This window comes from Shewanella sp. ISTPL2 (assembly GCF_013283205.1).
In the GTDB taxonomy this organism is placed as follows: domain Bacteria; phylum Pseudomonadota; class Gammaproteobacteria; order Enterobacterales; family Shewanellaceae; genus Shewanella; species Shewanella oncorhynchi.
The window spans coordinates 2,755,635-2,768,995 of the sequence record NZ_JAAPAV010000001.1; the positions used below are offsets into that span (position 1 = coordinate 2,755,635).

Consider the following 13,361-nt stretch of genomic DNA (forward strand, 5'->3'; position numbering starts at 1 on the left):
CGCTCTCTATTTCACTATTTGATAGCAAGGAATATAGGCGCTTCCTGGAAGCTTCATTCTTTGTTGTTGTACAAATGCACTCAAGAGTTTATCCATCATATCCATGAGCTTGGGATCGCCTTTTAATTGGAAGGGTCCATCACGCTCTATGTGCTTGATTGTTTCCGACTTGACGTTACCCGCCACTATACCCGAAAACGCTTTACGCAGGTTGGCGGCTAATTCGGCTTTGTTGGTTTGGAAGTGTAGATCTAAGTTTGCCATCACTTCGTGGCTTGGGATAAAAGGTAACTGAAACTCAGACTCTATCTTCAGTGCCCACTGATATTGGTAAGCATCACCTGTTGAGCGGCGATAGGCTTTTACTTGCTCCATTCCTTGCTTCATGATGCGTGCCACTTCAGTGGGATTATCTATGATAATTTGGTACTTTTTCTGAGCTTCGGGTCCTAAGGTTGAGGCAATAAACTCATCAATCTTAATGAAGTAATCTGCGCTCTCCGTTGGGCCTGTGAGTATCAGCGGGAAAGGCGTTTGTTGGTTTTCTTCGTTAAGTAAAATACCCAATATATAGAGCAATTCTTCAGCTGTGCCAGCACCGCCAGGGAAGATAATAATACCATGGCCTAAGCGCACGAAAGCTTCGAGGCGCTTTTCAATATCGGGTAAGATCACCAGTTCATTGACAATTTGATTCGGTGGCTCGGCGGCAATAATACTTGGTTCAGTTAAACCAATATATCGTGCATTTTTAATCCGTTGTTTGGCATGGCCTATCGCCGCACCTTTCATCGGACCTTCCATCGCACCAGGACCACAGCCTGTACAAATATCTAATTCCCTCAGGCCAAGTTGATAACCTACCTCACGTGTGTACTGGTATTCGATGGCATTAATACTGTGTCCGCCCCAACAGACGACTACATTAGGGTCTTTCATTGGTGCTATCGCCCGCGCATTACGCAGAATATCAAACACCACATTGGTGATATGGTGGGCATTGGTCAGATTAATGTGTTTTAGTGAGTCATATCTATCACTGATATAAAGGATATCGCGTAAGACTGAGAACAGATGCTCTTGAATTCCCGTGATAATTTGACCATCGACAAAGGCTTGTTCGGGGGGATTGATCAGTTCTAATTTTACACCGCGCTCCCGTTGTAGAACGTTGATGTCGAAATCATGGTATTGCTCGAATAGGGCTTTAGAGTTGTCGGTTTTTAAACCCGCGGCAAGTACTGCTAAGGAGCAGTTGCGGTACAGTTGGTATAGGGCACTTTTGGCACTATTTTTGAGTCGATCAACTTCAAGTTGCGAAAGCTGATCCATGCTGCCTTTTGGGCTGACTTTTACTATCATTTACCACTCCTTCGTCATGACAGGAGTGATTAGAGGAGGCGTATAGTGGGGCTTAATTATACGTCAATCACAACCCTGTCTCTGCTTTCGTGTTTCGCTTTGTAGAGTGCTGCATCGGCGCGTTCAAAGGTCTCATGTATGAGTTCACTTCCCATAACTTGCGCAGCCCCTATAGATACTGTAACTGTAATTCTCTGATTTTTAAATTTAAATGGAATATTTTTTACTTTCTCGCGCACTCTGTTTAAAAGTTGAGCGATATCAGCAGGGGCCACATCAGGTAATAGCAGTACAAATTCTTCACCGCCATAGCGGGCTACAAATTCTGTATCTCGCAGGGAGTTTTTCAATGCCATTGCTATAACTTGCAAGGTTTTATCACCTGTGCTGTGGCCAAAACTGTCGTTGATGGTTTTGAAGTGATCGATATCGGCAACGGCAACCCACAGCGGGGACTTATGCCGTTGATAGTTACGGTATTCTAGCTCCATGCGCTCTTCTAATGCAGCACGGTTAGGCAATTGAGTTAAGCTGTCGAGTAAGTTGAGTTTTTGTTGTTCAAACAAACGCTCTTTGTAGGTGTTAGCCTCACTACTTAACTCATTAAGCTCTTTGCGCATTGTCTCCATCGACTTGCGCAGCAGAGCTTGCTCTCTTTGCTCTAGGGCTTCTTTACGGGCTAATGCCGAGCGGATAGAGTTAAGTTGTTCTGTTAGTTGAGCTTTAAGGTCAACGACGTCTTCCACATCGATAATGATTTCACCTGCATTATCGACGCGGGTGTTAATCTCACGATTCAGCTGGGTTTTTAATTGGAAGCTACGTTGATTGTGATTGTAAGATTCGCTCACCACTTCACGCACTGCGGCTAAGGCATCATTGAGTGCAAACAAAAACTCTTGGGATGCCGATTTCTCGCGGGCGATGTTATCAAGCAATAACGCTAAAATGGTTTGGTAGGCTTCGAGCAAGCTATCAACTTCAATCTCAGAAGAGAGTACTTCTTTGATCACTAATACTTGGTCACGTTGATCTTTACGAAACTCGATTTCCGAAATCATCTGTGCCAGCTCATGTGCTAGCTGCCTGTGCTTTGGTAAGACATCAAGCTTTTCAGATTCGCTAAATTGTAGCTGTAATATGGTTTCGTAGAAGCCAATGATTTGCTTAACTTTGGGTATATATTCCCACACAGTATGAAAAGGTTTAGCCAGATCTTGCTTGAAGTAATTGACTTCTTTTTTGAGCTTTTCAGGTGCAGAGTTAACGCGTTGGATCTGACGGATCACCTGTGACAAACCAGTACGACTCTCTTCGAGTTGTACCATCACATGGTGATATTGGCCTTTTAGCAGGCGCTCGACATCAACTAATTCTGGCAATGCCTCATCGACTCGCTCAAACGTATTTAAGTTATGGCGAAGTTTGGCGAGTTTATTATCCAGCTCAAGATTTTGCCCTTTACAGGCGAGGCTTAAGTGACCAATAAATTGGAGTAATGTCTGTAACTTTGCATTTCTATCTTCATTAACTTCATCAAGGGCAAGTTTGGCCGAATGGAGTTTCTGTTGCAGCAAGGCAAGTTGTGAAACTGTAGCGCTTGAATCCTTCATCCTGAGTATTGTCCTAACTCTGCAAGGCTAAAAAACATGACAATCCTATGTCCAGATTAGCTGTTAACTCATATGATACTAATGTTATAACACTGGGCGTAGAGTGCAAATGCGATTTATCTGTGACTCTGTGATTAATTACCGATATTGATCAAATATTTTCCAGTAATTGCCTATCTTGGTTATTTTCCCAGCAAGGCCAGCGAATATCCTCTTTATTGCCGTTGGTCTCTAATCTGATTAATCCACGCTCAATGCCTTTTTCAAGGTGCAAAAATAACGGATTTGCAAATAAGCTCAAAGGAACAAAGTCGAGGGCTCTGAGAGCGACATAATAGTCGTTATTGCCACCTAAACTACGGGCACAGGCAAGCGCCATCTGCACTGTTTCAAATTTTAATTTTGCGGCCATTTTAATTTCTGATTTCGCTAAAAGTGGCAAATGCGCAAAGCCAAGACGGAAATGATGTGTGATTTGCTGTTGATCGAGTTTCAGGCGTACTTGGCTGAGTATTTGTGTCGGCTCAATAGGTTGCGTGAACCGAACCGCAAATACCCCTTGGCGTACCACATAAACAGATGCTGCGAGTGCATCCGTTAGATGATTGGCAATTTGCGCTGTTACTGCATCACTAAAATATTGGCCATAGTCCAGATCCGCCGTAAGTTGGGTGGGGAAGGCGATAATCCCGAGTGCCGTTGTGGATTCCTGACTTTGATTATGGCTTAAGTGCGCTAATAATGCGGCATACCCTAAATTTTGAGTGAAGGGTTCCTGTAGCGTTAATTGAGTTAATGCCGCGTTTTTAGCCGTTATTTTGCGGCGATTTTGTAGCATGAAAATAATCACGAGCAGCAAGAGTCCGGCAATAAGGCTGCAAATGAGCAGTAGCGTGTGGGTGTTGTTGCTTTCTTTCACTGTCTCAACGAGTTTTCCCTGTAGCATGTTGAGCTCAAGTTTTAGCTGTTGCTCTGCAAGGGCAGAGGCCGACACAGGGGAGTCTTTATCTGTCTCAGCTGGCTTTTTACCTAGCTCAATGATACGGGCTTGGGCATCGATGGTTTTTGCTAATTCACCTAATTTTTGCGCCGCCGAGGCGATAAGTGTGAGTGCGGATTTTTGTTCATCGACCAGTTTTAAATCGACCGCGAGTGCTAATGCGATATCGGCATGGGCCATCATCAGCGGCCAATCTTGGTTGGTTTGGGCGATTTCACCAATTAAGAGTTCGTTATAAACTTGATAGTGATGGCTTTGTTTTTCTTTGAATATTTGATTGGCCATCAGTAAATATTTTAGGGCGTTAACATTGTCTTTAATATTTGAGTAGGCTTGTCCTAAATTATGGAAATTAAGCCCTTGTGCGATGTAGTTACCGCGTTTTGCATCTAATTGCTGGGCATTTAGGTAGTAATCAATCGCTTTATGCCAATCCCCTTGTTCGCCATAGACCATAGCGATCACTGTCATACAACTTGAAAGATAAGTGTCATTGCCCATTTTTTTAAAGCCAGCCGCGGCTTCATGAGCATTTTTAAGCGCTTCATCCCACTGCTTTAAGTCACGGTATACCTTAGAAAGTTGCAATTGCAGATTGGTCTTCATTGAAGGGTAATTAGAACGATTAGAGATCCGAATCGCTTCACTATAATGCTGTAATGATTTTGTAAGCTGCTGATTAAAATTGTAATAAAAGCCAAGCCTCGCTTCAGCCGCCGCGATTAAGTAATCGTTTCTGAGTTTATAGGCAATGTCGCGGTATGTGTGGAAGTGCATCAGTGCAGGCACTTCTTGGCGGATCAATAAATGTAAGCCACCTAGATGTTCATGAATATTGTGTTTAAGAATTAATGCTTCGATGTCATAGCTGTCGTTGATGCGGGTGAGCGCTTCATTATAAAGACCAATCGCTTCTTGATATTTCTGTTCAGTACGGCCAAGGTAACGGCCATTTAACATGGCGACCATGGCAAGTTCGTAGGGCGATTGCGCCGCAGTCGATAGGAGTTCAATCAAGCTTTTTGCGTTTTGAAAATCGACCTTGGTTTTAACGTTTGGCTCCATATTGAGGCGGGCCAGTAAATACAAAATCTGTTCAAATTCGAGTGGATTGTAGCCTTGCTCTTGGGCTGCGCGCTCAAATTGGTCACGGTTTTGAAATGCGAGGGGAAAGGAAATCGTTTTGTTGAGCGCATCATACATTTGCTGCGGTGATTCTCTTAACTCAACCTCATCCGCTTCGAGATCTCGGCTTTGGACTGTAAAAGGCAGTGACAGCAACAGAGTAAATAAAATAACCGTGAGTTTTTGCATTTGAACTGTGATTCCTCATTCCTTTAGTCAAGGAACTTATTTTGTTAGCTTTTGTTAGCGCCTAATGAGGATGCTACATCGACTTGTTATACTTGGAAAAATCATAAGAAGCATAATAACAGAAGGAAGCAAGAGTGAAACCCAACAGACTATCAATCTTGATATTGAGCGCATTATTTTCGGGTCAAGTATTGGCCGATGTGAAATACCAAATCGACCTTATTAAACCCGAACACCATATTGCCCAAGTGAGTGTCACTTTTCCTGAAGTGAAGACGAACGATTTTACGGTGAATCTCCCTGTGTGGCGGACGGGCAAATATCAAGTATTGCCTTTGGCCGATGGTGTGCGCTTATTTAGTGCTAAAGATAGTCAAGGTCATGAACTGCAGTGGAAGCGCACCGCGAGCGGTGAATGGCAAGTGGCGCTCACGCAGCCAACCCGTGTTACCGTCAGTTATCAATTGTATGCTAATGAATTAGGCCAAAGGGTGCGCCATATTGACGCGAGCCATGCCTATTTAGATGCTAGCGGTGTGTTCATGTACAGTCCGCAATTTCGCTCTGAACCAATATCCGTAGAATTAAAAGTACCTAAAAATTGGCAAAGTTACTCTGGGATGTCATCGGGTAAGGCCGCTCATTCCTTTATTGCCCCTAATTATGATGTGTTGATCGACTCCCCGATTGAAACTGGTGTGAGTACCCATAAACAATTTAGTGCTAATGGTAAAAACTATGAATTGGTGTTTTGGGGGGAAGGTAACTATGACACGGATAAAATAGTAAAAGATCTTAAAGCCTTAAGCGGTCAAGCTAAGGTGATTTGGGATGATTATCCTTTTGATCGTTACGTGTATATGGTGCATGCAACGAGTGGTGCCAGTGGCGCGACAGAACATTTAAACTCTACTGTCATTCAGCTGCCGCGCTTTAGTTTCCGTGAACGCAAGGACTACCTGCGCTTTATTAGCACTGCATCCCATGAGTTTATCCATACCTGGAACGTGAAGGCTTATCGCCCCGAGGGATTAGTTCCCTATGATTATCAACATGAAAATATGACGGAATTACTGTGGATGGCTGAAGGTTCTACCAGTTATTTTCAAGATCAGTTGCTGTTGCGGGCTGGAGTGATAACAGTTAAAGAGTTCCTCGAAGATTTAGCCAAGCGCGTCGAGAAAAACCAACTCAATCCGGGTCGTGAAACTCAATCTGTGGCAGAGGCGAGTGCAGGGGAGTGGAGCAGTATCGGTGGCGATTATGCCATTAACCACAGTGTAAATATTTACTCAGAAGGCTACTTAACCTCTTTAGCCTTAGATTTTTCATTGCTGCAAGATTCCGAGCTTAAGTATTCATATCGCGATGTGCACCGTCGTTTATATCAAGAACATCGCGTACCAAAAGGCTATGGTGTTAGTGATGTTCAGTACATTCTTAAAGACTTATCCGGCAAAGATTATGCACCTTGGTGGCAAGCCAATGTGAATAGTCCCATGAGTTTAGATTTCCCAGAATTATTATCACAGGCAGGGTTAAATCTGTCCTATGGTAAAGATTCAAAAGCTGAGGCATTTGCGGGAATGACCTTGAGCAGTACCCATGGCTCTTTAGTGTTAGACCAAGTGTTGCGTAATGGTCCTGCTTGGCAAGCGGGTATAGTTGCGGGGGATGAAGTATTAGCGATTAATGGTCTCAAGGTGACTGCTGCGGGTTTCTATAAGCGCATCAAAGACTTTAAGGTTGGCGATAGTGTAGAGGTGATATTATTTAGCAACGATAAAATCAAGCAAGTACAGCTCATCCTTGGCGAGCAGCAAAGCGGTAAGCTAGTGCTCAAGGGGGATGCAAAAGCGACTAAACAGCAAAAAGCTTTCTTCAAGACTTGGTTAGGCATTGATTGGCCGTTTGACAATAAAGGCGAGTTAGCGACTAAAGCTTAATGTGGTTAGGACTTCATATTTAGCATCTAAATGCCTTTGTCTTAAAGCCACTTAAAGTAAAATCGTCATAAAAAAGGCGCAACCATTATTTTGATGGGGGCGCCTTTTCTTATCTTGTTCGGCTCAGTCTAACAAGCGAATTGCAGATCTCGTCTGCTTAACGATTTCTGCTTAAACTTGTGCGTCTTCGAGTCCACCAAGGGCGGCCACGAGTGCATGCATTAAGGCGACTAACTCGCTGCCCATTAGGGCAAAGTCTGCATCTAAACGAGCCATAGGATCGTCAGTGCCGACTTCATCGTTCCCTGCTCTAAATTCTTCAGAGAATTTAAGGCGCTTCACGCTGGCATCTGATTGCAATAATAGTGCAATCGATTGGCCGAAATGCAGCGCTAACTTGTGTACTTGCTTACCTGTTGCTAAGTGAGCTAACACTTCGTCTTCTTTCAAATCCTGCTGCTTAAAGCGCACAATTCCGCCTTCATCAGCTTCAGATTTGAGCTCGGCTTCGTCTTGCATTTCAAAGGGTAATGGCGCGCTGCCAAGTTTTAACCATTCAGTTAAATTGGATTCGACTGGCGCTTTAAAGCTCAGTGGGATCACAGGTAAACTGCCGAGAGCTTTACGTAATAACGCTAATAATTCTTCGGCCTTAGTGGCACTTGAACTATCAACGAGGATCATTTCTAGCTCAGGCAAAATCAAGGCGTGGGTTTGGCTTCGGCGCGAGAAAGCGCGTGGCAGTAGGCTAGTGATGATTTCATCTTTTAGCGCATCTTTTTCTTTTTTCGCCAGTTTACGATTTTCTTCATCTTCAATGAGAGCCACTTTTTCTTCTAAGGCTTCTTTGATGACTTGGCCTGGCAGAATTTTCTCTTCTTTAGTCACGCAGATCAGATGGCGATTGTCAGCGCTATGGACCAAAGAACTGCCTTTTTTGCCTAACGCATTTGAGAAACCAAATTTACTGACATCTTGGCTTGAGCAGGGGGAGAAAGTGAAATCGGCCAACGCAGTTTCTAGCGCTTCGGTTTCGACGGCAAAAGGTTTATTGAAACGATAAAGAGTAAGATTTTTAAACCACATAAGAGGCGCCCATTGAAAATTAAAGTGGCAGTTTACGGCATAGTTTGGGCGGGGTAAACCTGTGTTCAATAGCTGATTTTTAACTGAGGATCAGAATTCATTAAACTGTAACATAATAATTAGCTTAGCTGCAGCCCGCATTTTTACTGGGTTTTATGCCTGGCTTCGCGTCAGCTTTTTTGCACGCCAACGTTAATGGTCACAATTGAAATAAAATTGAAACACATTCATTGCAAACTTTCGGTCGTTCCAAACCAATAACCAAGACGAACATAACGTCGAAAGGATTAAATGATGAACGTTTTTTGTAAAACTCTACTTGCTTCTGCGCTAGCTTCTGCAACTCTGGCTTCAGCTAATGCCGCTGAGCCACTGACTGTTTATGGTAAGTTGAATGTCACTGCTCAATCAAATGATGAGAAAGGTGATGCTACAACAACTATTCAAAGTAATGCTTCTCGTTTTGGTGTGAAGGGTGATTTTGCGCTGTCTAGCTCGCTGGAAGCTTTCTACACAGTGGAATATCAAGTTGATACAGGTGCAGCATCAAGCGATAACTTTACTGCACGTAACCAATTTGTTGGTTTGAAAGGCGCATTTGGTTCGTTCTCTGTGGGTCGTAATGATACCTTGTTGAAAATTTCTCAAGGTGATGTTGATCAGTTTAACGACCTTTCAGGTGACTTAGGTAAGCTGTTCAAGGGTGAAGTTCGCGCTGCTCAAACGGCGACTTACCTTACGCCTTCCTTTGGTGATTTTGTATTTGGTGTTACCTATGTTGCCGAAGGAAATGATGTAAAAGGTCAATTTGCTCAAGATGGTTTTAGCTTAGCTGCCATGTATGGTGATGCGAAACTGAAGAAAACACCCGTTTATGCATCTCTTGCTTATGACTCTGATGTGTCTGGATATGAGATTGTTCGTGCCAGCTTACAAGCTAAGTTAGCCGGTATTAAACTGGGTGGTATGTACCAGCAACAAGAGCAAACCTATAAATTTGATTCTGCAACGTCGATGCCAGTTGAAGTCACTGCAGAAAGTGCTAACGGCTATCTATTAAGCGCTGCCTATGATATCGATGCTGTTACTTTAAAAGCTCAGTTCCAAGATATGGAAGAACTTGGTGATTCATGGTCGGTAGGTGCAGATTACAGCTTAGGTAAGCCAACTAAACTATTCGCTTTCTACACGAACCGTTCGTTAGAAGCGTCTACAGATGATGACAAATACATTGGTGTTGGCTTAGAACACAAATTCTAAATCCAGCATTAAAACTCAATTAAGGAGGCATATAGCCTCCTTTTTTATTGCTATAAACAAACAGTTATATAAACTTATTATGACAAATATTACTACTATATGGCTCAAGCGGCGTGCTTATTCATAAATCTGTAATAAAAATGACTAATAATAGCCGTGTTGACATTCACTGACAGAAAATCACTTATGACTGCAAGGATATTGATAGTAGAAGACGAGTTGGCCATCCGCGAGATGCTGACTTTTGTAATGGAACAGCATGGGTTTACAACCTCTGCGGCGGAAGATTTTGATTCGGCCATTGCGCTGCTAAAGGAGCCTTACCCCGATCTGATTTTATTGGATTGGATGTTTCCTGGCGGAAGTGGTATTCAATTGGCGAAACGCTTAAAGCAAGATGAGTTTACGCGCCAAATTCCGATCATTATGTTAACCGCCCGCGGTGAAGAGGAAGATAAAGTCAAAGGCCTCGAAGTTGGCGCCGATGATTACATCACTAAACCATTTTCCCCTAAAGAGCTGGTCGCACGTATTAAGGCCGTATTGCGTCGCAGTGCACCGACTCGTTTAGAAGAAACCATTGATGTACAGGGCTTAATGCTCGATCCTGTGAGTCACAGGGTGAGTGTGGGTGAAACTGTATTAGATATGGGCCCAACCGAATTTCGTTTATTACACTTTTTCATGACCCATCCTGAGCGTGTTTACAGCCGTGAACAGCTGCTCGATAATGTGTGGGGCACCAATGTGTATGTTGAAGACAGAACCGTTGACGTGCATATCAGACGCCTTCGTAAAGCCGTTGAAGAGTCTGGTCATGATCGCTTGATCCAAACGGTTCGTGGCGCTGGTTATCGTTTCTCTACACGCATTTAGTGCTGAATAACTGTTAGGCACAAGTTAGCTTTTACGCTATCTTGTGCTCCTCTTATTTAGCCTGATGTTTGGGTTTATTTATGTCTGACTCTTATTCAGGGTATCGGTTGTTTACGCGCTTAGGTTTATATCTACTGCTTTGCGCGCTAATAGGTTTATTGGTAGGGAAACTTCTCTGGATACTCTTTATCGGCACGCTAGGGTTAGTTTGCTGGCATTACCGGCAATTATCACGGCTTAACTTTTGGTTATGGCGGGATAGGAAACTCACGCCGCCGCAGGGCAGTGGGAGTTGGGAAGGTGTATTTAACGGTATTTATCGCCTTCAAGGGAAGAATCGTCGACGAGTCGGTCAACTGGCAGCACTGCTGGCACGATTCCGTCAAGGTGCAGAGGCGTTACCCGATGCCGCTGTCGTGCTTGATTCAGAACATAATATTTTATGGTGCAACAAGTTGGCGCAACTCATTCTCGGTTTTGTGTGGCCACAGGATAATGGTCAACGAATCGATAATTTAATCCGTCATCCTGATTTTTCTGCTTACATTAAATCCGCACAATACAAAGAGCCGCTGGAGTTACCTTCGCCGGTATCGGATAGGCGTTTGCTTGAAATCCGTATCATGGCTTACGGTGATAGGCAGCTACTGTTAATTGCGCGGGATATCACTCGTATACGTCAGCTCGAGGGCATGCGTAAAGAGTTTGTCGCCAATGTGTCGCATGAATTAAAAACGCCGCTCACTGTGTTACAGGGTTACCTCGAAATGATGCAAAGCATGGCTGAGCCTGATTCGATGAACGTCAAGCCGTTAGCATTGATGCAGCAGCAGACACGACGAATGCAATCTATGGTCGAACAGCTATTGATGTTATCGCGAATTGAAGATGCGGCGGATATTAATCTCGAAAACACAGTCAATATGACGCAGTTAATGGAGGTACTCAAGGAGGAAGCTAAGGCGCTGGCACAAGATAAGTATGAGTTGAGTTTCTATTGTGAGCCTGGACTTGATTCTCACGGCAATGAATTGCAGCTGAGAAGTGCTTGTTCTAACTTGATTTCTAATGCGATTCGTTACACAGAACCTGGCGGGAAAATTACAGTGCAGTGGTGCAGTGTGGCTACGGGCGCCATCTTTAGCGTAACGGATACGGGTGAAGGTATTGCGGCTCAGCATATTGGTCGATTAACGGAACGCTTTTATCGGGTAGACAGTGCGCGCTCAAGGCAAACGGGTGGTAGTGGTTTAGGTTTAGCGATAGTAAAACATGCGCTTAACCACCATCACAGTAAGCTTAAAATCAGCAGTGAAGTCGGTAAAGGCAGTACTTTTAGTTTTATTATCCCTTTGCATCTTATCGAACGTAAGAAATAGTATGTGTGAGTGAAATATTTACAATAAATAATAAAAACAGGCCATTAGGGCCTGTTTTTGTTTCTAGGTTTATTGAGTCTTTATTATACCAATAGTATTAAATATCTGTTCATTCAGCGGGGATTCAACGCGCTTTAGACAAGGCGAAGGCTTGAAGGCAGAGTGGTGCTCTGTCGAAAGCCTTTAACGCAGTATAAAGCGCGTTCATGCCGTTTACATCAGCCGCCCTTCGGGAGCCACACAAGCATCCCACTCCGGTGTTGCATTGACTTAAAAGGGAATGACCATTTCTGCGCCAATGCGCCTTGGATTGAAATGCCTGTGAGGCTCTGAACTGATTAGATATTTAATGTGATTGGTATTAATGACAGAAAAAAGCGATAAATAGTGCATTGTCATTTAAGTGTCATATCACGGACATAGAATTGTCATTGTAGCGATTGATACTGGCTGCGTCTGAAGAAACTTAAGTTACAAATTAGTTAGCTTACTACTGGAGCACATAATGAAACTGAAAAAGCTTGTCGGCGCGATTACTCTAACAGCCGCTGGTGTATTCTCTGCCACTGCGATGGCATCGATTGATCCATCTCTGCCTACTTATGAAAAAGCGAGCGGTGTATCTGGCAACTTATCATCTGTAGGGTCAGATACCTTAGCCAACATGATGACACTTTGGGCAGAAGAATTTAAACAAATGTACCCTAACGTCAACATTCAGATCCAAGCGGCGGGTTCTTCTACTGCGCCACCAGCGTTGACTGAAGGCACTTCACAGTTCGGTCCTATGAGCCGTAAGATGAAGCCTAATGAAGTTGAAGCGTTCGAAAAGCATTTTGGTTATAAGCCAACTGCGATTCGTGTAGCTATCGATGCTTTAGCCGTATTCGTGCACAAAGATAACCCAATCAAAGGCTTAAGCGTTGAGCAAGTTGATGGCATTTTTTCTTCAACTCACAAATGTGGTAGCAGTGACATCCAACGTTGGGGCGATTTAGGCTTAGACGGTAACTGGTCTGCCAAAGACGTTCAACTTTACGGTCGCAACTCAGTATCGGGCACTTACGGTTACTTTAAAGAGCACGCGCTTTGTAAAGGTGACTTTAAAGCTAACGTAAACGAGCAACCTGGTTCAGCTTCTGTTGTGCAATCTGTTTCTCAATCTCTGAATGCGATTGGCTACTCAGGTATCGGTTACAAAACTGCAGGTGTTAAAGCTGTTGCCATCGCTAAGAAAGGCAATGAGTTTATCGAAGCTACAGCTGAAAACGCGGCTAATGGTACTTACCCACTATCACGTTACTTATACGTTTACGTGAACAAGCAACCAAACAAAGACTTAGCACCAATGGAAAAAGAATTCCTGCGTTATGTATTGTCTAAGCAAGGTCAGCAAGTGGTAGAGAAAGATGGCTATGTGCCAGTGCCTAATAGCGTAGTTGCTAAAGATTTAGAGCAAGTAGGTATTCGTTTGTAAGTCAAATGGCTTGTTAATCAAGGACCTCCCAGGAGGTCCTTTTTGTTT

At 43.6% G+C, this 13,361-nt stretch carries 9 protein-coding genes; 5 read left to right on the top strand and 4 right to left on the bottom strand.

All coding sequences use genetic code 11. From position 1 onward, the window contains the following. Nucleotides 1-6: 6 nt before the first annotated feature. From ppnN to HUB64_RS12150, 3 genes are all read right to left on the bottom strand, one after another. Nucleotides 7-1,362, bottom strand: coding sequence for a nucleotide 5'-monophosphate nucleosidase PpnN (gene ppnN, locus HUB64_RS12140; protein WP_028760679.1), 1,356 nt, complete (start codon nt 1,360-1,362; stop codon nt 7-9). Nucleotides 1,363-1,418: 56 nt separating this feature from the next. Continuing rightward, on the bottom strand, nt 1,419-2,975 hold the full coding sequence (locus HUB64_RS12145) for a GGDEF domain-containing protein (RefSeq protein ID WP_105249767.1): 1,557 nt from the start codon (nt 2,973-2,975) through the stop codon (nt 1,419-1,421). A gap of 151 nt (nt 2,976-3,126) precedes the next feature. Beyond that, a complete protein-coding gene (locus HUB64_RS12150) occupies nt 3,127-5,289 on the bottom strand; it encodes a lipopolysaccharide assembly protein LapB (RefSeq protein ID WP_173497068.1) in 2,163 nt (720 codons plus the stop codon). Between the two features lie 134 nt (nt 5,290-5,423). On the opposite strand from HUB64_RS12150, the gene HUB64_RS12155 reads away from it, so the two are divergent. Beyond that, nucleotides 5,424-7,235 (top strand): PDZ domain-containing protein, encoded by a 1,812-nt coding sequence (locus HUB64_RS12155; RefSeq protein ID WP_173497069.1) that lies wholly within the window; start codon nt 5,424-5,426, stop codon nt 7,233-7,235. 171 nt (nt 7,236-7,406) lie between these two features. Here HUB64_RS12155 and rdgC read toward each other — a convergent pair whose 3' ends face one another. Continuing rightward, a complete protein-coding gene (gene rdgC / locus HUB64_RS12160) occupies nt 7,407-8,321 on the bottom strand; it encodes a recombination-associated protein RdgC (RefSeq protein WP_113941038.1) in 915 nt (304 codons plus the stop codon). 291 nt (nt 8,322-8,612) lie between these two features. Here rdgC and HUB64_RS12165 point away from each other — a divergent pair, with 291 nt between their 5' ends. The 4 genes from HUB64_RS12165 (at nt 8,613) to HUB64_RS12180 (ending at nt 13,313) form a co-directional block, all read left to right on the top strand. After that, nucleotides 8,613-9,581: a porin gene (locus tag HUB64_RS12165; protein ID WP_168823290.1), complete on the top strand. Its 969-nt coding sequence runs from the start codon at nt 8,613-8,615 to the stop codon at nt 9,579-9,581. Between the two features lie 186 nt (nt 9,582-9,767). Further along, complete coding sequence (phoB, locus tag HUB64_RS12170) at nt 9,768-10,457, top strand: phosphate regulon transcriptional regulator PhoB (protein ID WP_006085167.1); 690 nt, start codon at nt 9,768-9,770, stop codon at nt 10,455-10,457. Between the two features lie 80 nt (nt 10,458-10,537). After that, complete coding sequence (gene phoR / locus HUB64_RS12175; protein ID WP_105249762.1) at nt 10,538-11,836, top strand: phosphate regulon sensor histidine kinase PhoR; 1,299 nt, start codon at nt 10,538-10,540, stop codon at nt 11,834-11,836. 505 nt (nt 11,837-12,341) lie between these two features. Continuing rightward, a complete protein-coding gene (locus HUB64_RS12180; protein ID WP_113941039.1) occupies nt 12,342-13,313 on the top strand; it encodes a PstS family phosphate ABC transporter substrate-binding protein in 972 nt (323 codons plus the stop codon). The last annotated feature ends 48 nt before the right edge of the window (nt 13,314-13,361 follow it).

What these genes read in the sequence shown, in the direction of transcription:
- ppnN (WP_028760679.1), bottom strand. Translation starts at nt 1,362, where the DNA reads ATGATAGTAAAAGTCAGCCCAAAAGGCAGCATGGATCAGCTTTCGCAA.
- HUB64_RS12145 (WP_105249767.1), bottom strand. Translation starts at nt 2,975, where the DNA reads ATGAAGGATTCAAGCGCTACAGTTTCACAACTTGCCTTGCTGCAACAG.
- HUB64_RS12150 (WP_173497068.1), bottom strand. Translation starts at nt 5,289, where the DNA reads ATGCAAAAACTCACGGTTATTTTATTTACTCTGTTGCTGTCACTGCCT.
- rdgC (WP_113941038.1), bottom strand. Translation starts at nt 8,321, where the DNA reads ATGTGGTTTAAAAATCTTACTCTTTATCGTTTCAATAAACCTTTTGCC.
- HUB64_RS12165 (WP_168823290.1), top strand. Translation starts at nt 8,613, where the DNA reads ATGATGAACGTTTTTTGTAAAACTCTACTTGCTTCTGCGCTAGCTTCT.
- phoB (WP_006085167.1), top strand. Translation starts at nt 9,768, where the DNA reads ATGACTGCAAGGATATTGATAGTAGAAGACGAGTTGGCCATCCGCGAG.
- phoR (WP_105249762.1), top strand. Translation starts at nt 10,538, where the DNA reads ATGTCTGACTCTTATTCAGGGTATCGGTTGTTTACGCGCTTAGGTTTA.
- HUB64_RS12180 (WP_113941039.1), top strand. Translation starts at nt 12,342, where the DNA reads ATGAAACTGAAAAAGCTTGTCGGCGCGATTACTCTAACAGCCGCTGGT.